The organism is Pseudomonas sp. GQ91, from assembly GCF_059758795.1.
Map to the genome: position 1 here is coordinate 23,251 of NZ_JCAXED010000018.1, position 23,285 is coordinate 46,535.

Sequence of the window (23,285 nt, forward strand, 5' to 3'; positions counted from 1 at the left end):
CATGAACAGGCATTCGCCCCCAGTGGCGAAGCAGCAGGGCATGGCGATTATCAGTGCCTTGCTGATCGCCGCCGTGGTGGCGGTGATGGCGGGTGCGATGTTGACTCGGCAAACCGTCTTCACCCGTAGCCTTGAGGCCGAGCAACTGCGCGTCCAGGGCAGTTGGTTGTTGCAGGGCGGGCTGCAGGCGAGCCGCCAACTGTTATGGGAAGCGCGGCAGAAGGACGTGTTGACGCGTCTCGATCAGCCGTGGGCGCGGCCCTTTGGCGGTGCTGTCGAGGGGCAGTTGGATGACGAGCAAGGCAAGTTCAATCTGCGCAACCTGGTGCCTCAACAGATGCCGGACGCCACGCAGTTGCAGAACTTCCAGCGCCTGTGCGAGTTGATCGGTATCGACTCCGTGGTCAGCCAGCGCATCAGCCAGCGCGTGATTGCCTCCTATGACCAACGCACGACGCCGCCGGCCGACTCATCGCCACACACTGATGTGAACAACCCACGTGGCACGGTGCCTGGCGCCGCCGCCGAAATACTCCCGGCCAAATATCCGATGCTGCGCAGCCTGGATGATCTGTCCGGTATCAAGGGCCTGGAGCCGCGCGTGCTCACGCGCATGGCCAAGTTCGTCAGCGTGCTGCCGGACACTACCTGGGTCAACGGCAATACCGCCAGTGCCGAAGTGCTTAGCGCGGTGGTGCCGGGGCTCAGTCTGCCCCAGGCCCAGGCACTGGTGATCGAGCGTGACAGCGGCCGCTGGTTCATCAATCGCGGGGATTTTGTCAACCGCCTGCGTATGCCCCAGGTCGCGGTGGATACGGTGCAAGTGGGCATCACCAGCGAATGGTTTCGCTGGCAGGGCCAGGCCCGTCGCGAGCAGCGCCGGGTCAGGGCGGAGGCGCTGCTCTATCGCCCCGAAGACCGGCAAGCCCGGGTTATCTGGTGGCGGGTGGGCGCATGACACGCCTGCGGATTGCCTTGCCACCGCTGGAACACTTGAGTGTCGAAAGCCCGGTGCAGTTTGCCTGGCTGGACCGCGCCGGGCAGGTCAGCCGTGAAGGCCAGGCCAGCCTCATACAGGTAAGCCAGGGCCATAAAACATTGACGGCGGAGTGTTTTCTGCACCCTCGGGACAGCCTGCTTACCAGCCTGCAATTGCCGCAATTGCCGCCGGCCAAGGTGGCTGCCGCCGTGGCCTGTGCAGCCCAGGCGTTGATCCTTGGTCCACTGGAGCAGATGCAGGTTGCCCACGGTCCCCGTGAAAGCAACGGCCAGGTCCAGGTGGGCTGGCTGCCTAAAGCCCGTCTGGAGCATTTGCATCGGGTCATGGTCCAGGCGCGTATCACTCTGCGTGGTCTGTACCCGGCGCCCTATGCTTTGCCTGTGCCATCTTCCGGGCGCTTGACGGCGGCCTGTGTCGAGGGGCATTTGCTGTTGCGCCACAGCCTCCAGCAAGCGGCGCTGAACCCTTTGGGTGAACAAGCATTACAGGCGTTGCTGAGCGGCGGCGCTGATCTGCATCAGGTTGCGATGGAGTCCCCTGAGCGTTGGCAGGGGGCGGTACCGAATTGGGGCTTGCACGCTCGGCTCAAACGCAGCGGTGCGGGCAGCGCCGGATGGGGCAGGGCGCTGGGGTTATCGGCGTTGGCCGTGGTGATCTGGACCCTGGGCCTGAACCTGTACGCCGCGCATCAGGTAGGTGAAGGTCAGCAACTCAAGGCGCGGATGGTGGCCCAGGTCAAACAAGCCTTTCCCGAATTACCGGTGATTCTCAACCCGTTGCAGCAGGCGCGCCAGCAATTGACTGCCCGCCAGAACGGTGTCGCTGATGCCGGTCAGCGTTTCAGCAGCTTGTTACAACTGGCGGGCAGCAACCTGCCGTTCATGGTCGGTAGTGTTGAAACCTTGAATTTCGAGCAAGGCCGTTTGCACCTGAATCTGTTGCCCGACAGTGGCAGCCCGGCCGCCGAAGGCGAATGGCAGGCGGCGCTGGCCCAGGCCGGGTTCACGGTGCGGCGCGATGAGCAGGGTTGGACCCTTGAGCCGCTCGCCGAGCCTGCCGACAGCCCATCAAGCTCGGGAACTGACAATGAATAAGCGCGTAATGGCTACGTATCAGCGCCTGCATGGGCAGTTCCGGGGGTTCTGGATTGGCTTGGCGCTGCGGGAAAAGCGCCTGCTGGGGGGCGGGGTGGCGGTACTGGCAGGGATGCTGGTGTGGTTGCTGTTGATTGAGCCGCCGCTGAAACAGATCGAATACTGGCAGGCCGAGACCCCCAAGCTGCGCACTCAAGCCGAAACCTTGCGAGTGTTATTGCAGGGCACCGCCGCGGGTACCGGCGTGCGCGCCGGGCAAGATCTGGAAGCCGCCCTGCGGCAGGCCCTCGACAGCGCCGGCCTGCAAGACCGCTACCAGTTGCAGACGCTGGAATCCGGTAGCTGGCGCCTGACCTTTGACAAGGCCCCGGCGGATGCCGTGGTGAGCTGGTTACTGGCCAATCCACGTGTATTTTCCCTGGAGGTGTCCGAGGCACGTTTGCAGCGTGCCGGCGACGTCGTTGAAAACCCGGCCGGCAACGTGTCCGGGACCGTTCGCATGGATCAGGCGCCTGGCGCTAAGGAAGCTTCATGAAGTGGTCACTCCCCAATCCGGCGCCGTTTCGGCAGGTTGCGCCATTGTTGTTGCTGGCGCTCAGTGCCTGCAGCAACACCCAGTCGCCGACACCGCCGCCATTGCTGGTGGACAGCGAACTCGGGCAACCCCTGGCCGATACCCGTCGCAGTGGCGATGCGCTGCTGGACCGCCAGCGCGAAGTCGTCCAACGGCCGCGGGTGCAGCAACCGATCACCCACAGCGCGCGTGGTCATGCCGCTGCGCCTGCCAAAGTGCGCAACCCTCTGGGTGATCAGCCCGTGCAACTGAACTTTGTCGAGGCCGATATCCAGGCCGTAGTGCGGGCCTTGTCCCGTGCCACCGGCCAACAGTTCCTGGTAGACCCCCGGGTAAAAGGCAATTTGACCCTGGTCAGCGAAGGCCAGGTCCCGGCGCATCAAGCCTATGACATGTTGCTGGCGGCGTTGCGCATGCAGGGCTTCAGCGTGGTGGACGTTGGCGGTGTCGCCCAGGTGGTGCCGGAGGCCGATGCCAAGCTACTCGGTGGACCGATCTACAACGCGGCCAGCCCCAGCGGCAATGGCATGCAGACCCGTACCTTCCGGCTGCAATACGAGAATGCGGTGAACCTGATCCCGGTGCTGCGCCCGATTGTTTCACCCAACAACCCGATCAACGCCTACCCTGGCAATAACAGCATCGTCATCACCGACTACGCGGAAAACCTCGCGCGGGTGGCGCAGATCATCGACGGTATCGACACGCCGAGCGCGATCGACACCGATGTGGTGCCGGTGCAAAACGGTATCGCCGTGGACATCGCCGCGATGGTTGGTGAACTCCTGGAAACCCAGGGCGGCGACCAGACTCAGAAGATCAACGTGATCGGCGACCCGCGCTCCAATTCGATCATCATCCGCGCCGGCAGCCCCGAGCGCACGGAACTGGCGCGTAACCTGATCCACAAGCTCGACAATGCCCAGAGCAACCCCAGCAACATGCATGTGGTGTACTTGCGCAACGCCCAGGCCGGCAAGCTGGCCCAGTCGTTGCGGGGGTTGCTGACCGGCGAAAGCGAGAGTGGCGTGAGTGACAACGCCCGTTCCAAATTGAGCACCATGGGCGCAGCGGGCGCCAACGGGCAAGGCAGTTCCCAGAACAGCAGTGGTACGCCTACCGGCAATGGTGTACAGCCCACCGGCTATGGCCAGGACAACAGTAGCAGCGGGAACACTGCAGTCGACGACCAGAACACCGCGTTCAGCGCCGGTGGCGTGACGATCCAGGCCGACGCCACCACCAACACCTTATTGATTTCCGCGCCGGAGCCGCTGTATCGCAACCTGCGGGAAGTCATCGACATGCTTGACCAGCGCCGGGCCCAGGTGGTGATTGAAAGCCTGATCGTCGAAGTGGCGGAGGACGATGCCAGTGAGTTCGGTGTGCAGTGGCAGGCCGGCAACCTGGGTGGCAAGGGTGGTTTTGGCGGCGTCAACCTCGGTGGCAGCGGCCTGAATGCCGCGCCGGCCAGCAAGACCAGCATCGATGTGCTGCCCAAGGGCCTGAATATCGGTCTGGTGGATGGCACGGTCGACATTCCGGGCATCGGCAAGGTGCTGGACCTCAAGGTGCTGGCGCGGGCGTTGAAGAGCAAAGGTGGGACCAACGTCTTGTCCACGCCGAACCTGCTGACCCTGGACAACGAAGCCGCGAGCATTTTTGTCGGGCAGACCATTCCCTTCGTCACCGGCAGCTATGTGACAGGCGGCGGGGGCACCAGCAACAATCCATTCCAGACGGTGCAGCGTGAAGAAGTCGGGCTCAAGCTCAACGTGCGCCCGCAGATTTCCGAGGGCGGCACAGTGAAGCTGGATATTTACCAGGAGGTCAGCAGCGTCGATGCCCGGGCTTCGGGGGATGCGGGAACGGTGACCAACAAGCGGGCCATTGATACCAGCATCCTGCTGGATGACGGGCAGATCATGGTGCTGGGCGGGCTGTTGCAGGACGGTTACACCCAGAGCAATGACGCGGTGCCGTGGTTGTCGGATATCCCGGGGTTGGGGGCGCTGTTCAGGAATGAGTCGCGCAGTGTGAGCAAGACTAACCTGATGGTGTTTCTGCGGCCTTACATCATTCGGGACAGTGAGGCGGGGCGCAGTATTACGCTTAATCGCTATGACTTCATGCGCCGCGCCCAGGGTGGGTTGCAACCGGAGCGTAGTTGGGCGATGCCGGATGTGCAGGCGCCGCAGCTGCCTTCGGTGGAGAAGGCGATTCCCGGGACAGGCCAGATGCCGAGGGCGGTGATTCGGGCGGTGCCGCAATGATGGGGGAGGGAGATGGGGGGCATGTCCGTGGCTGCGGTGCGCCTTTCTGTAGGCGCGAGCTTGCTCGCGAAAAACCTGAGAGCGCCGTGTTGAACCAGGATACCCGCGTCATCTTTAACGAGCTTCGCGAGCAAGCCCGCTCCCACCTGTTGACCCCGTTTGCGTTTGTTTTTGTTTTTGCTCTACACCACTCAAGTCGGCCGGTAGGCCGCAACGGATATGCCCCCGCTAAAAAGGGCCTCTACCTGTGAGCCTGCTCCCCTACGCCTGGGCCAAATCCCAGCGCATCCTCCTGCACCCCGGCCAGGAAGGCCGCACCCTGACCATCTGCCCCTCCACCCCAGGCTGGTCCATCAGCGAAGTGCTTCGCCAGTTCGGTGAAGCGCGCATCGAACAGGTGCGCGACGACGAACTCGACGGCCTCCTGGCCAGTGCCTACGCCGACACCGGCAGCGCCGCCGCGGTCGTCGGCGCCGCGGAAAACGAAGTCGACCTCGACCGTCTGATGCAGGACATTCCCGAAATCACCGACCTGCTCGACACCCAGGACGGCGCCCCGGTGATCCGTATGATCAACGCCTTGCTTACCCAGGCCGCGCGCGACGAAGCCAGCGATATCCACATCGAACCCTTTGAAACCCATTCCGTGGTGCGCTATCGGGTCGATGGCACGCTGCGGGATGTGGTGTCGCCGCGCAAAGCCTTGCATGGCGCATTGGTGTCGCGGATCAAAATCATGGCCCAGCTCGACATCGCCGAAAAGCGCCTGCCCCAGGACGGCCGTATCGCTCTGCGAGTCGCCGGCCGGCCGATTGATATTCGCGTTTCCACGGTGCCTACCGGCCACGGCGAACGGGTGGTGATGCGTCTGCTCGACAAGCAGGCCGGACGCCTGCAACTGGAAACCCTGGGCATGGATCCGCAACTGCTGGCGCGTCTCGACAGCCTGATCCGCCAGCCCCACGGCATCGTCCTGGTCACCGGGCCCACCGGCAGCGGCAAGACCACCAGCCTCTACGCGGCCCTCGCGCGACTGGATGCGAGCACCAGCAATATCCTCACCGTGGAGGACCCGGTGGAGTACGACCTGCCGGGCATCAGCCAGATCCAGGTGAATGCCAAGATCGACATGACCTTCGCCCTGGCGCTGCGGGCCATCCTGCGCCAGGACCCGGACATCATCATGATCGGCGAGATCCGTGATCTCGAAACCGCACAAATCGCCGTACAGGCCTCGCTCACCGGGCACCTGGTGCTTGCCACGTTGCACACCAACGATGCGGTGTCGGCGGTCAATCGCCTGATCGACATGGGCGTCGAACCGTTCCTGCTGGCCTCGTCCTTGCTCGGTGTATTGGCCCAGCGTCTGGTGCGGCGCCTGTGCCCGCACTGCAAGCAGCAAGACCCGGCCGCGCCCGGTACGTGGCGGCCGGTGGGGTGCAAGCAGTGCAATCAGGTGGGTTACAGCGGGCGTACCGGCATTCATGAGTTGTTCTGCATCGACGATGATCTGCGAGGGCTGATTCACCAGGGTGCCGGTGAGCAAGACCTGCGCCTCGCTGCCCGCCGCGCCGGGATGTTCAGCATGCGTGAGGACGGTGAGCGCTGGGTACGCAGCGGCGCCACCTCACCGGAAGAAATCCTGCGCGTAACACGGGACGCCTGATGAATCGCTATCGCTATGAAGCCGCCGATGCCAACGGCAAGCTGGAATCCGGGCACCTGGAGGCGGATAGCCAGAGCGCGGCGTTTGCCAGTTTGCGCAGTCGTGGCCTGACGGCGTTGCTGGTGCAAATCGAAGGCAACCCGAGCACGGTGGCCGGCGGCAGTCTGTTCAGTGCCAAGCTGTCGGACAACGACCTGGCCTGGGCCACGCGACAGTTGGCGAGTCTGCTGGGGGCCAGCCTGCCGTTGGAGGCGGCCTTGAGTGCCACGGTTGAACAAGCCGAAAAAAAACACATCGCCCAGACCTTGAGTGGCGTGCGCGCCGATGTGCGCGGTGGCATGCGCCTGGCCGATGCGCTGGCGGCGCGGCCGCGGGATTTTCCGTCGATCTACCGGGCGCTGATTGCGGCGGGGGAGGAGTCCGGCGACCTGGCCCAGGTCATGGAGCGCCTGGCGGACTATATCGAAGAGCGCAATAACCTGCGGGGCAAGATCCTCACCGCGTTTATCTACCCCGGTGTGGTTGGGTTGGTGTCCATCGGGATCGTGATTTTCCTGTTGAGCTACGTGGTGCCCCAGGTGGTCAGCGCGTTTTCCCAGGCACGCCAGGACTTGCCGGGGCTGACCCTGGCAATGCTCAATGCGAGCGACTTTATCCGTACCTGGGGCTGGTTGTGTTTTGCCGGGATCGTCGGTGGTTTCTGGAGCTGGCGCCTGTACCTGCGCAATCCTGTTGCACGCCTGAACTGGCACAGCCGCGTGCTGCGCCTGCCGCTGATAGGGCGCTTTGTGCTGGGCCTGAACACGGCGCGTTTTGCCTCGACATTGGCGATCCTCGGGGGGGCCGGGGTGCCGTTGCTGCGCGCCCTGGAAGCGGCGCGCCAGACACTCTCCAATGATCGCCTGAACCAGTGCGTCAACGATGCCACCGCCAAGGTTCGCGAAGGGGTCAACCTGGCCCCGGCGTTGGCGGTGGAGAAGGTCTTCCCGCCGGTATTGATCCACTTGATTGCCAGCGGCGAAAAGACCGGTTCCCTGCCTCCGATGCTTGAGCGCGCCGCGCAAACCCTGTCGCGAGATATCGAGCGCCGCGCCATGGGCATGACCGCCTTGCTCGAGCCGCTGATGATCGTGGTGATGGGCGCCGTGGTGCTGGTGATTGTGATGGCGATACTGTTGCCGATTATCGAAATCAACCAACTGGTCACTTAGCTCCCGAGCGTCCTGCTACCAGACCTCGGGTTCCTTGTTCTGTCATTTACCTGACCCCGCCACACGGCCTGCATCCCCTGCAGGCGGGTGATGCGAGTCCGACCTGAAACCTGGCTGTCACCTGGGCCGAAAAATGCCCGAAATATTGCCAGAACACCCGAGAATCTTTTTAAAAATCAAGCGCTTTCTCCCGAGGTTTTTTCCTACATCTGTCATCGGGAACTGCGAACTTCTTAGTCATGGCCTCATCTCGCAAACCCTCTGGTTCAAGGCGTGGGAATCGAGCGCCATAGCGTCATGCAAGAGCCATCTACCTCAACGTATGAACACGACGAAAGGAGCTTCTTCATGTTTAAGCGCAATGTTCTCGCGGTATCCATGACCCTCGCGGCCCTCTGCTCGGCCCAGGCTGCATTGGCTGATGTCAACGGCGGCGGTGCGACCCTGCCACAGCCGCTGTATCAGACTGCCGGTGTATTGACTGCCGGTTTCGCGCCTTACATCGGTGTCGGCAGCGGCAACGGTAAACTGGCTTTCCTGAACAACGACTACACCAAGTTCGTGGCCGGCGTTACCAACAAGAATGTGCATTGGGCCGGTAGCGATTCGAAGCTCTCCGCCGTCGAACTGAGCAACTATGCCAGCGCTCATAACGCCGCTTGGGGCAAGTTGATCCAGGTTCCTTCGGTGGCCACTTCGGTTGCCATTCCGTTCAACAAGACCGGTTCCAATGCGGTCAACCTCACCGTTGACCAACTGTGCGGCGTGTTCTCGGGTCGCTTGACCAACTGGAACCAGATCACCAACTCCGGTCGTACCGGCGCCATCACCGTGGTTTATCGCAAAGGCAACAGCGGTACCACCGAGTTGTTCACGCGCTTCCTGAACGCCAAGTGCAGCGTGGCCCAGGAAGGCGGTACCTTTGCCGTGACCCAGGCTTTCGACACCAGCTTCTCCGGTGGTTTGCCGGCTGGCGCAATCAACCCGCTGCAACAAGGTGCGCTGGATACCAGCGAGGGTGTGATGACTACGCTCAACGCCGCCCAAGGCCGTATCACCTACATGAGCCCGGACTACGCGGCGACCACATTGGCCGGTCTGGATGACGCTACCAAAGTGGCCAGGGTCGCCGGCGTTTCGCCTGCTCCCGCCAACGTATCCGCCGCGATCAGTGCCGTCACTCCGCCGGTCGTTGCCAACCGTGCCAACCAGAACGCCTGGGTTCCGGTATTCGCGGCGACCGCCAACCCTGCCGACCCAAGCGTGGTGCCTTACCCAACCACCGGTTATCCGATCCTGGGCTTCACCAACCTGATCTTCAGCCAGTGCTACGCCGATGCGGGCCAGACCTCGCAAGTGCGTACGTTCTTCACTCGTCACTACGGTTCGAGCGCGTTGACCAACAACGACAATGCCATTCGCAACAACCGTTTCGTGCCGCTGCCAGCCAACTGGAAAACCGCTATTCGTGACACCTTCCTCACTGCAACCAACGCCCTGAGCATCGGCAAGTCCGACGTCTGCAACGGCATTGGTCGTCCGCTGTAACTTCAGCAGTCATTGAGCTGAAAGACCTGATCAGCAACGGCTTTTGCCGTTGCTGATTTTTTCGTTGTGGGGGTCACTATCGGACTACGGCGGCGTGTTTTTCGCACACGCATTCCATCTTCTCTGTAGGAGCGAGCTTGCTCGCGAAAGTCGTTAACGATGACGCGGGAGTCTGGTGCCCCGAGGCGTCCTCAGGTTTTTCGCGAGCAGGCTCGCTCCTACAGAAGAGGGTTTCTTCCCAGCTCCTCATATGAATTTTCCGTGACAAAAGTTCAGTCCGCTCTCTCGCCAACTGCCTAACCCCCATACCTGAAGCGCATTTTCGGCAACAACAAAAAAGGATGACTCCAGATGGTCCGCTGCAAACCACCGGTTAAGTTGAATGCCCAGGGCCCAGGCGGCCAGACGATCCTGCGCCTCAAACCCCTGGCCCATGCAATCGCCTTGCTGATGGTGGCGGGCAGCGCCCATGGGGCCACGGCGTTCAGTTCCGGTTGGTTCGCCGCCAAAGGCGCGTCCCAGGCCGCAACGGCGGCGCGTCCTGGCGCCGCCGTGCCGGGGATGCCGCCGCCGCTGTCCCAGCAGGCCCGAGTCAACCAGCAACTGCAGCGCTCCTTGAGCACCCTCAACACCAGTGTCGCCGCGATCGCTGCCCAGCAGGCGGCGCAGGCCGCCGGGCGCCAGGCCGCGCTGGGGCAGGTCTCGACCATTCCCGATGGCCTGGGCAAGGGCGGCTTGCAAGTGGACAACAGCCTGACTCAAGGCTGGACCAACGCCAAAGGCCCCAAGCAAAGCCAGTCCGGCGGCAAGACCACTGTCTCCATCGAGCAGACCGCCGACAAGGCAATCCTCAATTGGGAAACCTTCAACGTCGGGCGCAATACCACTGTCGATTTCCAGCAGCAATCCAATTGGGCCGTGCTCAACCGCGTCAACGACCCGAATGCCCGACCCAGTGAAATCCAGGGTCAGATCAAGGGCGCCGGCACGGTGATGATCATGAACCGTAACGGCGTGGTGTTCAGTGGCAGCAGCCAGGTCAACGTGCGTAACCTGGTCGCCGCGGCGGCGACCATCACTGATGAACAATTCACGCAGCGTGGGATTTATGTCGACGCCAACGGCACTCAACCCACCTTCACCGACGCAGTGGGCAAGGTCGAGGTGCAACGCGGCGCCGTGATCCAGACCCACAAGGCGGCCAAGTCCACCGAGTCCGGTGGCTATGCCTTGCTGCTGGGCACGGAAGTCGAAAACGCGGGCACCATCATTACCGCCAAAGGCCAGACCACCCTGGCCGCGGGCGACAGTTTTTATATCCGCAAGGGCCAAGGCACCAGCGGTAATCCACGATCCACCACGCGCGGCAACGAAGTGGCCGCCGGCCTTAACCCAGGCAGCACCGCCGGTACCGTGACCAACAGCGGGCTGATCATGGCCTCGACCGGCGATATCACCCTGACTGGGCATACCGTGCGGCAAAACGGTGTAGCGCTGGCCAGCACGTCGGTGGACACACGCGGCACTGTTCACCTGCTTAACTCGGCCACCGACAGCACCGGCAGCGTGACGCTGGGGGAGGGTAGCACCACCGCGATCCTGCTCGACAGCAGCGGCTCCAGCGCCCTCGACAGCCAGCGCGACAACGGCGTGGTCAACCTCGATGGCCAGCCGAGCAACCTGATCACCGCGCAGTTCAATCACCTGAGCCGTGTCGCCGACCGCACGGATCAGTCGCGTATCGAGATTGTCAGCGGTGGCACGGTGGACTTCCAGAAGGGCTCGGTCACCCTCGCCACCGGCGGCCAGGTCGCGGTCAGTGCCGGCCAGCGCAGCCTGTTGCGCGATGGCGCGATGGTCGATGTCTCCGGCGCCATTGGCGTCAAGGTGGCGATGGAAGCCAACAACATCAAGATCAATGTCCAGGGTAACGAGCAGCGCGACGCGCCGGTCAACCGGGATGACGGGCAGTTGATCAATAACGATGTGTGGGTTGATCTGCGCGAACTGGTATTTGTCCCGGCAGGCACCAACGGTTATGCGACGGATCGCTGGTACACCGCCGGCGGGCTGCTGGAAGTCGGTGGTTATCTCGGCACCCAGGGTCATTCCGTGGGGGAGTGGATGGCCCAGGGCGGCACCGTGACGTTTACCGGCAAGGACCTGGTGACCCAGCAGGGCGCACAGATCAACCTGTCCGGCGGCACCGTCGATGTGCAGGGCGGTTATATCCGCCAGAGCTGGCTCAAGGGCCCGGACGGGCGCCTCTACGAGGTGTCGAAAGCCCCGGGCGATATTCTCTACAGCGGTTTCTACAAGGGTTATGAAGACACCAGTGAGCGCTGGGGTCGCACCGATTATTACTACAACCCGCTGATCGCTCCGCAACGCCGCTACGAGGCCGGTTATACCGTGGGGCGCGATGCCGGCAAGCTGGTGGTCGGCACCTCCAGCGCGGTGCTGGAAGGGCAGTTGATCAGCGACGTATTCCAGGGCGATCGCCAGACCCAGGCGCCGAACATCAACCTCGACGGCTACCAGCAGTCGCAAAAGGCCCTGGCCCGGCGTGCGCAGTTGATCATTGGCCAGTACACCCCGGTGTTCAACAAGAGCACCGGCACGCTGCGTTACTCCCTGACGCCGACGGCTACGCAGGTGCTGATCGACGCTGAACCGCAGAAACTTGCCGACGGCCTGGACCTGAGCAGCCCCCTGACTGTGGAGCGTCAGGGCAAGCTGGTGCTCGACAGCACTCAACTCAATAGCTTCCAGTTGGGCGCGATTAAAGTCAGCGCCACCGGGGCGATCAAGGTGGATGGCGCGCTCAAGGTCGCCGATGGCGGGGATATCACCTTGTTCGCCCCGGCGGTCGCGATCAATGCGGATCTCACGGCACACGGCGGCAGTATCAACGCCGGTAACCTGCTCAGCCAGCTCAACCTCAGCGGCACCGGCGACGTGATCCTGCCGGGCGCTGCCAGCGTGGGGGTTGCCGAAGGCGTCAGGCTTGACGCTTCCGGGCGCTGGACCAACCGCCCGCTTGATCCAGCGATCAGCGAAGGCCTGGCCTACGTCAACGGTGGCAAGGTGTCGCTGCGCAGTACCGGCAGTATCAGCCTGGCGACCAGCAGTCGGGTGGACACGTCTTCCGGGGCCAGCGTTGGCCTGGATGGCAAGATCAGCGGCGGCAAGGGCGGCAACGTGACCTTGAGCGCACTGGGCGCGCTCGACCTGCACGGCGATATTCGTGGTTATGGCGTCAACGGCGGTGGCACCCTGGCGTTGCAGGCCAAGAAAGTACTGATCGGCGAGCGCGCCGACACCGTAGACGCCGACACCCTGCAACTGGCCGGTGATTTCTTCAACAAGGGGTTCTCGGCCTATGACATCACTGGCAATGAAGGGCTGATCGTCGCGGACGGCACCCAGGTCGATGTGAACATGCCGGTCTATCGGGTCGGCGAACAGGCGCTGACGACCCCGGGCGGCAGCGAACCGACGACTGTCCTGGAGCGTTGGCTGCCCGAGCTCTATCAGCAGGATGCCGCCCAAGGTGTGCTGAGTCAGCGTCGTGGCGCCAGTTTGAACCTGACCGCCGGCACCACATTTAACACCGAGGAACAAGTGGCCAACACCGCATTGACGGTGGGTCAAGGCGCGGTGATCAACGTTGATCCCGGCCAGGCCATCAACCTGCGCAGTGTTGGCCAACTGACGCTCAATGGCACTCTCAACGCCTGGGGTGGCAGTGTCAGTCTCGGTGGGCTGACGGTGCCGCTGGTCTCCGAGAAACTCGATGCCATCGGGCATGGCCGTTCGATCTGGGTCGGTGAGCAAGCGCTGATCGATGTGGCCGCGCGGGCCGTGACGGCCGTCGACAACCAAGGTCGCGTGTATGGCCAGGTGCGCAACGGCGGTCAGATCACGATCGGCGGGGATATCGATCCCGCGACTGGCATTGCCAAGGCCAGTGATCTGTTTGTGGTGGTGCGTGAGGGCGCGCGCCTGGATGCTTCGGGCAGCCAGGCGCTGCTGGATATTCCGGGCCAGGGCTCGACCCGGGTGGCGAGCAATGGCGGCAATATTGCCTTTGCTTCCAATAACGGCCTGTATCTGGATGGCAGCTTTGTCGCCAAGGCCGGTGGCGCGGGCGCGGCGGGTGGGCGTCTGGCGGTGGCGCTGGAGGCGCCGTACTACGTCAGGGGCCTGGCATCTGAGCGCGTGTTGCAGGGGCGCGATTTGATCCTCAGCCAGTCGCATCAGACTGAGGCGCTGCCCGAGAATGCCGCCGCCGCCGCAGACGCGTTGGTCTACGGTCATGCCCGGCTGGGTGTCGATCAGGTCACAGCCGGTGGCTTCGACAATCTGGCGCTGCTGAGTAACGGTTCGCTGAGCTTCGCTGGCGATGTTTCGTTGAACCTGGGACAAAGCCTGACGCTGTACTCCGCCAGGCTGAACCTGGCCGAGGGCGCCTCGAATACCTCGCGGGTCAACCTGGCTGCGCCGCATGTCGTACTCGGCGGCCTGCTCGCACCGGACCGCAGCGGCATGGAAAACTACCTCAGGCCGGAACTCATCCCGACCTCGTCGTTGCCGGGCCAGGGTGTGTTTACGCTTGACAGCGACCTGCTGGATATTCGCGACCGGGTCGATTTTTCCCTCAATCAAGGCTTCGATCAGGTCAATCTCAACAGTCGTGGCGATGTGCGTTTCCTCGCCGGGCGCGATGGCGGTGTGACGGTCGCTCCGGGGTTCAGCACCACGCTGCTGACAGGTGGTGACTTGACCTTGCGCGCTGCGCGTATCTACCCCGGCAGCGAGATCGCCGCCCAAGTATTGGCGGGCCGGATCGGCGGTGGGCTTTCAGCCATTGAGTTCGACCCGACCCGCACCCTGACCCTCGAAAAAACCGGCAGTCCCAGCGGCGTGGCCCCCGGCTCGGTATTTGGTCGCCTGCAACTGGGCGCCGCGACGATCAAACAGGGGGGTGTGTTGCAGGCGCCGCTGGGGCTGATCGAAATTGGCAACCTGGGCAGCACCAAAGTCGAACTGCTACCCGGCAGCCTCACGTCGGTCAGTGGCAAGGGCCTGGTGTTGCCTTACGGTGGCACGGTGGACGGCCAGGTTTATCGCTACAACGGCAAGACCGTGAAATTCGTCGGCCAGGGCGGCGTGGTCATCGGTAACGGCGACTTGACGGTCGGGGTGATCCTGGGCGGCAAGTCGGTGGCGGTATTGCCCGAGGCGACCCTGGACCTGTCGGGTGGCGGTGACTTGCTCGGCGCCGGGTTTATTGCCGGGCGTGGTGGCTCCACCGATGCGCGCTACAACCCCTTGGTACAGTTTGGCGTCAATGGTGGCTTTGTCCTGCCAGGGCTGGCGACCAACCCGGTGTATGCCATCGTGCCGGGCGCCCAGCCGGGGTACGCGCCCGTGGCCGGTGAAGGCGGTGCTAACACCCCGCTGGTTGGCCAGCAGATCACCCTCGGGGCCGGCGTGCCGGGCCTTCCGGCGGGCACTTACACCTTGTTGCCTTCCACCTACGCGCTGATGCCGGGGGCGTTCCGCGTCGAGCTCAATGGCCTGGCCGGAACCGGCAGTGATGCGGCTGCCACGCCGATGCGCAACGGTTCCTGGTCCACCGCCGGGCGCCTGTCGATTATCCATACCGGCATCCGCAACAGCCTGGCCAGCCAGGTGATCCTGACCTCGGCCGACACCTTGCGTCGCTACTCGCAGTACAACGAAACCGGTTATGCGCAGTTCGCCGTGGCGGACGCCGCCAGGCTCGGCGTGCCACGGCCGTTGCTGCCGGTGGACGCCAAGACCTTGAAGCTGGCCTTGTCCGCCGGGGGCGGCAACGAAACGTTCTCATTCAAGGGCAAGGGGCGCTTCGAGGCCGCTGCCGGAGGGTATGGCGGCACGGTGGCAGTGATCAATCTGACAAAAAGCGGTGAAGGTTCCACCACTCAAATCATTAATGCCGGCAGCCCCCTCGATCCAGACTTCACTGGCCTGACCGTGGATGCCCAGAGCCTCAATGCGTTGGGCGCCAAACGCCTGTTGGTGGGTGGCCTGTCGATGGTGCTCTATGGTCAGGGCGGCAATATCGTGACCTTCGCCTCGGGGCTCAACGCGCCCAGCGGTTCGATCGTGCTGCGCGAGGGTGCGACGCTGAAGGCGCCGGAGGTGATCCTGGTATCCGGCAGCGGCGATATCGTGGTCGAGCAGGGCGCCTCCATCAACACCCTCGGCCAGGGCGCCGCGGCCTATGATGCGCGTGACGGGTTCGTCTACAGCGGCGCGCCGAATATGCTCGCGGTGTCCAACGGCCTGCTGAATGTACTGCCTTACGACAATCGCAACGAGGTCGAACTCGGCGCGATCCGGATCGGTCAGTGCACCACCGACGGATGCTCGGGGCAGACCTCGATCTATTCCGATGGCAGCATTGTCGCGGCCACCACCCAGGCCCTGGAACTCGATGATCAGGTGCGCTATGGCACCCGTCATCTGGCCCTGGCCTTGAGCAATATCAATGTGGGCAGCGCCGAAGCACTGGCCGCCGCGGCCAGCGGTGGTGTGTTGCCAGCCGGCCTGACCCTTAACCAGCAGGTGCTGGATCGTTTGCTGCGCGGCGATACCCAGTTCGGCGCGCCGGCCCTGGAAACCCTGCAGTTGTCCGCCGGCCAAGCACTCAATTTCTATGGCAGCAGCACGCTGGATACCTACGATGCGCAGACCGGCAAGTCGCGCCTGAGCAATTTGTTGCTGTCCACGCCGGCGATTTACGGTTCCGGGACCGCCGCCGACGTGGCGACCATCCACACCGCCAATTTGATCTGGCAGGGCGCCGAGGGTGCGCCCGGCGCGGTGATCGCCGGTGGTGCCGGCAACGGCAGTGGTCGCCTGGATATCAACGCCGAGCGCATCGAGTTCGGCTACGGCGCCTTTGCCCAGCCGAGCACCACCAAGACCTTTGATCGTCTGGCCCTGGGCTTTGCCAACGTCAACCTCAACGCCAGCCAGCGTATTACCGCCAACCACAAGGGCAGCCTGTCGGTCTATCAGCGTCAGGGCGCGTATGACCCGGTCAAGGGCTTCCAATACAGCGGTGGCAATCTCAATATCCTCACGCCGTTGATGACGGGCGAAGGTGGCTCGGTCAACCGTATGACCGCAGGTGGCGCGATCGATGTGCGGGCTTCGGCCGGTGCGCGTGGCACCGTCACCGGTCATGGGGCGCAATTGTCCTTGCAGGGCGAGAGTATCCGCCTGGCCAGCGCGGTCGTGCTGCCCAGCGGTAAGGTCAGCCTCGGCGCCCGGGGTGACGTGGTGCTGACCGACACCTCGTTGATCGACGTCGCCGGACGCGCCATTGCCTTCAACGATGTGACCCAATACGGCTGGGGCGGCGAAGTATTGCTCGATAGCCGCGGCGGCAACATTCTGCAGGGCGCGGGCTCGACCATCGATATTTCCGCGAAGAACAACCAGGCCGGTAAACTGCGAGCCGTGGCGCTGGACGCGACGCGCGGGATTGTCGACTTGCAGGGCAAAATCCTCGGCAGCAGCAGCGGCTATTACGAGGCGGGCGGGACCTTGATGCCGTACCTGGCGGGCAGCGTGGAAATCCAGGCTCAGCGTTTGGGCGGCAGTGGCTTGTTGGATCAGCAGTTCGCCGCCCTCAATCAGCGTCTCAACGATGGCCAGGTCTACGGCGCCCGCAGCTTCCAGCTCAAGCAGGGCGACTTGACCATCGGTAACGGCCTCAAAGCCAGCAGCATCAGCGTGTCGATAGACAACGGCAGCCTGCGGGTCAATGGCCTGGTGGATGCCAGCGGCGAGCGGGTCGGCAGCATCAACCTGGCGGCCAGCAACGGCCTGACCCTGGACCGCGGCGCCGTGCTCGACGCCCATGGCAGCAAACTGCGGGTCGACAGCTACGGCAAGATCATCGACTCACCCAACCGGGCCATGGTGGTACTGGGCTCCGGTGACGGCCTTCTGACCATGGCCGATGGCGTGCGCATCGACCTGCGTCACGGCACCAGCGCCGCGACGGGCAACGACGGGCGCAGTCGAGGTACTCTGGAACTGAATGCGCCACGCTTGATCAATGCCGATGGCTCCAGCAATGACATTGCCATCGACGCCAGCGGTCGCTTGGTTATCGATGGGGCTCGCTCGATCACCCTTAATGGCATGATCCGCTACGACGATGCCCCGGTAAAAAACGATCCTACCGCCAGCGGTCGTCCTTATCAGGAAATCACCCAGGACTATTTGCAGGGCAAGCATGAGGCCAGTGTGCTGTTCATCAACGCTGCCCTGCAAAACAATAACTTGTTGCAGAACAAGCTTGCCGGCCTGAACAACGCGACTTATGCCGACGCATTCCACCTGCGTCCCGGCGTTGAAATCGTCAGCAATACCGCGGATGGCGATCTGGTGGTGCAGGGTGATCTCGACCTCTCCGGTTTCCGTTACGCCAGCCTCAATCCGCACAGCCAGCAGGACAGCTCGGTGTATGGTTCCGGCGAATCCGGCAGCCTGATCCTGCGGGCGGGTGGCGACCTGAACATCTACGGCAGTCTCAACGACGGCTTTGCCCCGCCCCCGGAAACCGTGGATGACAAAGGCTGGGTGCTGTTGCCGGGTATCGACTTTACCGGCGGCGATATCGTCGTGCCTGGACACGGTGTGACCCTCGCGCAGGGCACGGCCTACCCGGCGGGCGCTGTGCTGAACTACGACTTGCCGATCGCCGACATCGGCGTGAGCGCGGGAACCCGATTGCCGGTGCGCGCGACCCTGAACCAGGACCTGGTGCTGCCTGCCGGTACGGTGCTGGCGGCGGCGGTGCTCGACAGCGCCGGCAACCTGCTGTTCGCCGCGGGCACCTTACTGAGCCAGGCGCAGACCCTGGTGAGTGGTTCGCAACTGGAAGCGGGCAGCCTGCTGACCGAGAACACTTTGTTGAAGGCCCTGACCTGGCCTAAAGGCGTACCGCTGCCGCAGAACTTCCAGGCGCTGGATCCCACACTCAACGTGGTGACGCTGGACCGCGACATGCTGCTGCCACGGGGCGCGCTGATCCCTTCCGGTACCAATGTCAAGTTGCAGAACGGAGCCGAGTCGATCCAACTGCGACCCGAGGAATCAGGGCGCCAGGGCAAGCAATGGGCGATTGCGCCGATGCTGGCCGAAGGTTCGCAATCCTGGTCGCTGCGCCTGGTGGCGGGCGCCGATACCGAGGCGGCGGACAGTCGCCTGCTGCAACCTCATCCGCGCACCGGCGATCTGCGCCTGGCGGACAGTCATTACGGCATGTATGCCAAGGAATTGCCGTCGAAAACCATATGGACGTGGACCGCCGCCTCGGTTGAAGTACTGTTGAGCCTGGGCGTGGTGGTCGAGGCAGGCACGCCGATTGAGCAAGCGATTCTCGACGAATTGGGTGGCGGTCCGATTGAGACGTTCTGTGCCGATACGCCGGAATTCTGCGCCGCCAAATCCAACTTTGTCTGGACCGAGTATGCGCAACAGGACCTGGCCAACAGCGGCATTATCGTCGAGGCTGGGACACCGATCGATCAGGCGTTCCTGGATCAGTTTGGCATCCCGTCGGTCGATGGTTTTTGCGCCGAGACGCCTGACTACTGCCTTTCCCAGAACACCAAGGAATATGCGCCTGCCCCATCGAGCACGCGCTTCAGCGTGATTCGTACCGGCACCGGCGACCTGCAATTGCTGAGCGCCGGCAACCTGAGCATGGACTCGCTGTATGGGGTTTATACCGCCGGTACGTCCTCCACAACGACCCACGAAGGCGATCCTTACAATCAACCCAAGGCCCTGGGACGCGGCGATACCGTGCTCAATGACACCCACAGCTACTATGAGCAGTTTGTGAACGGTGACACCACCAGCCTGTATCGCGCCTGGTACCCGGAGGCGGGCGGCAACCTGAGCCTGAATGTCGGCGGTGACCTCACGGGTAACATTGTCGCGGCATTGACCTCCTCCTTGAGCCGGCCCAACCCGCTGGATGCCGGAACGGATTCGGCCAGTGTGGGTAACTGGCTGTGGCGCCAGGGCAGCGGCGCTGTCGATACGGGCGGGGCGCCTCAGCCGAGCGCCTGGTGGATCAATTTCGGCAGCTACACCGCCACCAGTACGGCTGACCAGTTAGTCGGCTTTACCGGCTTCGGTACCCTGGGCGGTGGTGATCTGGATGTACAGGTTGCAGGTGACGCAGGAGTGCTGCGTCCGATGGCCGGGAATATCATGTCGCCTATCGCCAACCCCCGCAGCCAGGGGCTGGTGTTGGCAGTTGGCAGTACAGGCCGGGTGGCCAGCGATGGCAGCTTGCAGGTGACGGGCGGCGGCGATTTGCGGGTGCGCATCGGGGGGGCCTTGAACCCTGAGAGTAAGCTTTCCACGGGGAGCCTGAACGGTTCGCTGGTGAACCTGCGCGGCAATGCCCAAGTGCTCGGCGGCGCCATTGGCCAGGTCGAGTTGCAGTACGGCAGTCTGATCAGCACCCATAGCCCTGGCGAAACCCGTGCGCTCGATCCATTGCAAGCCACCCGTGGGCTGGCGGCGGGTGGCATGACGCTGGTGCCGGGCGATGCCACCTTCAGCCTGGCGACCTTGGGTGACCTGACGCTGCAAAACGTGCTCGATCCGGGCCGGGTGATAATGCCAAACAGCTCAGCCTTCGTGCGCGGCGAAGCACACGGTCCCGGTACCAGTTGGTTCTCGTTGTGGACCGAGCGTACCGCCATCGATCTGTTTTCCGCAGGTGGCAACCTGACCCCCAACACCGAAGCGCGAGCCTCCGACTTGGCGGTGGTGTATCCGTCGATTCTTCGGGCGACGGCGGCCAGTGGCAGCTTTTACTATGGCAAGGCGGGCGCATCGGTTCAATTCGATACCGCTTTCAGCGTCCCGCTGTTGCTGGCGCCGGGGGCGAACAGTCAGTTGCAGTTTCTCGCCCATGATTCGATCTACGCCGGCGGCATGTTCGCCGCGTTGTCGGCGGCCGATCCCGGGATCATGGCCACGCCTTGGCAACCGGCGTTCGTCGGCAGGCTTGGCGACAGTATCAATATAGTAGACAGCAACCTGTCATCCAATGGCAGCTCGGATAACGCCAACCCTCTGCCGTTATTTGTATTTGGTTCAGCCAGCGCCTCGTCGGCGGCCCACGTGCCGACAGAACCGGTACGCTTCTATGCCTTGACCGGCGATCTGCTGGGTGTCAGCAGTGGGCGTGTCATCACCTTTAACGACACGTTGGGTGTCCGCCATGCGGGGCAGACCTGGTACGAAGGCAATGGGCCGGTATGGATGATGGCGGGTCGGGACATCGTCAGCAGTGGGCGCATTTTTGGGGCTCAGGACTTCCAGAACAACCTGGCCGCTGACGGCAACCTGTTCATTCACAACAATCCCAACGATATTTCGATTGTCTCCGCCGGACGCGACATCCTTTTCAGCAACTTCCAGGTCGCGGGTCCCGGCCTGCTTGAACTGAGCGCCGGACGTGATATCCGCATGGAAGACCAGGTCAGCGTCACCAGCCTCGGCGCGGTGGTGCCAGGCGATAGCCGTTCGGGCGCGGGCATTGTCATGCAAGCGGGCGTGGGCCCGAACGGTCCTGACTACCGGCGTTTCGTCGAGGCTTACCTCAATCCCGACAACCTGCTGCAGGTCGGTGAAGCCTTGAAGCTTGAAGGCGTAAAAGTCGCCAAGACCTATGAAAACGAACTGGTCGACTGGCTTTCCGAGCGTTTCGGCTTTGTCGGTGACAGCCAACAGGCACGGGCGTATTACGCGACACTGCCGGCGGAGCAGCAACGGGTGTTTGCCCGTGAGGTGTACTTCGCCGAACTCAAGGCCGCGGGCCGCGAGTACAACCAGGAGGGCGGCGTGCGTCAGGGCAGCTATGTGCGTGGTCGGGCAGCGGTGGCGGGGTTGTTCCCGGACAAGGATGTGGCCGGCAATGCAATTGCCTACAAGGGCGATATCACACTGTTTGGCGGGGCCGGGATCCACACCAACTTTGGTGGCTCGATCCAGATGCTCACCCCGGGCGGGGGCCAGACTTTCGGCATCGAAGGCGACGCGCCACCGGCTTCAGCGGGGGTGATCACCCAAGGCGCCGGGGATATCCAGCTGTACTCGATGGGCAGTATCTTGCTCGGTCAGAGCCGGATCATGACCACCTTTGGCGGTTCGATCATGGGTTGGTCGGCGCAGGGCGATATCAACGCCGGTCGTGGCTCCAAGACCACCGTTGTGTACTCGCCGCCGCGTCGTACCTACGACGATTGGGGCAATGTGGCGTTGTCGCCGTCGGTGCCGAGTACCGGCGCCGGTATTGCCACGCTTAACCCGATCCCCGAAGTGCCGGCGGGCGATATCGACCTGATCGCGCCGCTGGGCACGATTGACGCCGGGGAAGCGGGGATTCGCGTCTCGGGCAATATCAACATTGCTGCGTTGCGGGTGGTGAATGCGGCGAATATCCAGACCCAGGGCAAATCTTCGGGAGTGCCCGTGACGGCGGCGGTGAACACCGCGGCCATGAGTTCAGCCAGCGCGGCGGGGGCGGCGGCGTCCCAGGCGGCGGAAGACGCGGCGCGCAACCAGCAGGCGGCGGCACGCCAGGGCAGGGCGTCGATTGTCACGGTCGAGGTGCTGGGGTTTGGTTCCGAGCCGGTGCAGCGCGGTCATGAGGAGGCCCGCAGGGCTCCGGCGTATGACCCGGACAGCCCGGTCCAGGTCTTGGGGGCGGGCTCGTTGAGTGACCAGGCCAAGGCGCAACTGACGGAAGAAGAGCGGCGGCAGATCAGTTTGTAGCCTTCAAGAGCAAGGCTTGTTGTACCGAGTTTGGGGCGATCAGTGATCGCCCCTTTTTTTGTTTTCTGCCTGACAGCCGAATGAGTGTTCTGCCGCAAAAAAACCTGCCTTTGTGGCGAGGGGGCTTGTCCCCCGTTGGGCTGCGCAGCAGCCCTCAAACCAGCCACCGAGGAGCGCCTGATACACCGCATGCCTCTTTATTGGGGCTGCTGCGCAGCCCAACGGGGGACAAGCCCCCTCGCCACAGAATGGTGTTCGGCAGCAACTTGTGAATGAAGCTTTTGTGACAAAAGTTCGGTAGTCCTCACCCCTTTCCGTCTTGCCTATGTAACGCGCTCAAGGACGCCGCAAGGCGATTTTCAGCCGATAGCAAGAGCCAGGAGTCAGGGCGGATGGGGACTATGGAACGTTACTCGAAAGTGGGCATGCAGGAACTCGACCAGCGCCTGTCAAAGATCGTCGAAGCCGCTCGCAAAAAGCCGGTCTCGGTCTATCGCTATGGCGCGCCCTGGGTCTGGATTGTCTCCCAGGACGACTGGCAAGGTGCCTTGAAGGAAGTGTCGAGCTACATCCCGGCCGGTCATTCGCTGATGCTGTTGCGCCCGCAAATCGACGACGTGCTCGACCAGCATCGCGATCTGCTCCAGGCCTTCGATGCCGAGCCCGGCATGTCAATTGCGCCGCGCACGGTGCTGCAAATCCTCTTGCTGCAATTGCTTTACTCGGTCCCCAGCGAGCAGCAACTACATGAGCAACTCAATTACAACCTGCTGTTCCGCTGGTTCGTCGGCCTGGACCTGAACCAGCGTGTGTGGGGCATCCATGTCCTGCAACGCGATATCGCCACGTTATTGAACAACCCGCGGGCGGTGCAGTTGATCCAGAAAATCATTGGTGAAGTGTTCTGTGGTGCCTTGCTGCACATGCCGGAGTTTTCGTTGAACTTCGCCTTGCTGCACACCTGGCTCGCACGGCATGCGAACACCTCGACATCCAGCAATTGAGTGGGCCGAACGCTGTGCAAACAGTGAAGGCGAACATTTTCAGTA

9 protein-coding genes are annotated in these 23,285 nt (G+C 63.1%); all 9 read left to right on the top strand.

Going from position 1 to position 23,285, the window contains the following annotated elements:
- Position 1 precedes the first annotated feature (1 nt).
- Complete coding sequence (gene gspK, locus AC6CIA_RS23140; RefSeq protein ID WP_498315455.1) at positions 2 to 958, top strand: type II secretion system minor pseudopilin GspK; 957 nt, start codon at positions 2 to 4, stop codon at positions 956 to 958.
- Positions 955 to 2,094: a type II secretion system protein GspL gene (gene gspL / locus AC6CIA_RS23145; RefSeq protein WP_498315457.1), complete on the top strand. Its 1,140-nt coding sequence runs from the start codon at positions 955 to 957 to the stop codon at positions 2,092 to 2,094. Before gspK ends, gspL begins: the two co-directional genes overlap by 4 nt.
- A complete protein-coding gene (locus AC6CIA_RS23150; protein WP_498315459.1) occupies positions 2,087 to 2,629 on the top strand; it encodes a type II secretion system protein M in 543 nt (180 codons plus the stop codon). Before gspL ends, AC6CIA_RS23150 begins: the two co-directional genes overlap by 8 nt.
- A complete protein-coding gene (gene gspD / locus AC6CIA_RS23155; protein ID WP_498315461.1) occupies positions 2,626 to 4,941 on the top strand; it encodes a type II secretion system secretin GspD in 2,316 nt (771 codons plus the stop codon). The genes AC6CIA_RS23150 and gspD overlap by 4 nt, the downstream gene beginning before the upstream one ends.
- A gap of 247 nt (positions 4,942 to 5,188) precedes the next feature.
- Positions 5,189 to 6,607, top strand: coding sequence for a type II secretion system ATPase GspE (gene gspE / locus AC6CIA_RS23160; RefSeq protein WP_498315463.1), 1,419 nt, complete (start codon positions 5,189 to 5,191; stop codon positions 6,605 to 6,607).
- Positions 6,607 to 7,818, top strand: coding sequence for a type II secretion system inner membrane protein GspF (gene gspF, locus AC6CIA_RS23165; protein WP_498315465.1), 1,212 nt, complete (start codon positions 6,607 to 6,609; stop codon positions 7,816 to 7,818). The genes gspE and gspF overlap by 1 nt, the downstream gene beginning before the upstream one ends.
- Before the next feature lie 348 nt (positions 7,819 to 8,166).
- Positions 8,167 to 9,366 (top strand): substrate-binding domain-containing protein, encoded by a 1,200-nt coding sequence (locus AC6CIA_RS23170; RefSeq protein ID WP_498315467.1) that lies wholly within the window; start codon positions 8,167 to 8,169, stop codon positions 9,364 to 9,366.
- A gap of 351 nt (positions 9,367 to 9,717) precedes the next feature.
- Positions 9,718 to 22,236 (top strand): filamentous hemagglutinin family protein, encoded by a 12,519-nt coding sequence (locus AC6CIA_RS23175; protein ID WP_498315469.1) that lies wholly within the window; start codon positions 9,718 to 9,720, stop codon positions 22,234 to 22,236.
- Between the two features lie 401 nt (positions 22,237 to 22,637).
- A complete protein-coding gene (locus tag AC6CIA_RS23180; RefSeq protein WP_339532938.1) occupies positions 22,638 to 23,240 on the top strand; it encodes a transposase in 603 nt (200 codons plus the stop codon).
- Positions 23,241 to 23,285 lie beyond the last annotated feature (45 nt).

Bases quoted from the DNA above. Each gene is read 5' to 3' on its own strand.
- gspK (WP_498315455.1), top strand. From the start codon at position 2: ATGAACAGGCATTCGCCCCCAGTGGCGAAGCAGCAGGGCATGGCGATT.
- gspL (WP_498315457.1), top strand. From the start codon at position 955: ATGACACGCCTGCGGATTGCCTTGCCACCGCTGGAACACTTGAGTGTC.
- AC6CIA_RS23150 (WP_498315459.1), top strand. From the start codon at position 2,087: ATGAATAAGCGCGTAATGGCTACGTATCAGCGCCTGCATGGGCAGTTC.
- gspD (WP_498315461.1), top strand. From the start codon at position 2,626: ATGAAGTGGTCACTCCCCAATCCGGCGCCGTTTCGGCAGGTTGCGCCA.
- gspF (WP_498315465.1), top strand. From the start codon at position 6,607: ATGAATCGCTATCGCTATGAAGCCGCCGATGCCAACGGCAAGCTGGAA.
- AC6CIA_RS23170 (WP_498315467.1), top strand. From the start codon at position 8,167: ATGTTTAAGCGCAATGTTCTCGCGGTATCCATGACCCTCGCGGCCCTC.
- AC6CIA_RS23175 (WP_498315469.1), top strand. From the start codon at position 9,718: ATGGTCCGCTGCAAACCACCGGTTAAGTTGAATGCCCAGGGCCCAGGC.
- AC6CIA_RS23180 (WP_339532938.1), top strand. From the start codon at position 22,638: ATGGAACGTTACTCGAAAGTGGGCATGCAGGAACTCGACCAGCGCCTG.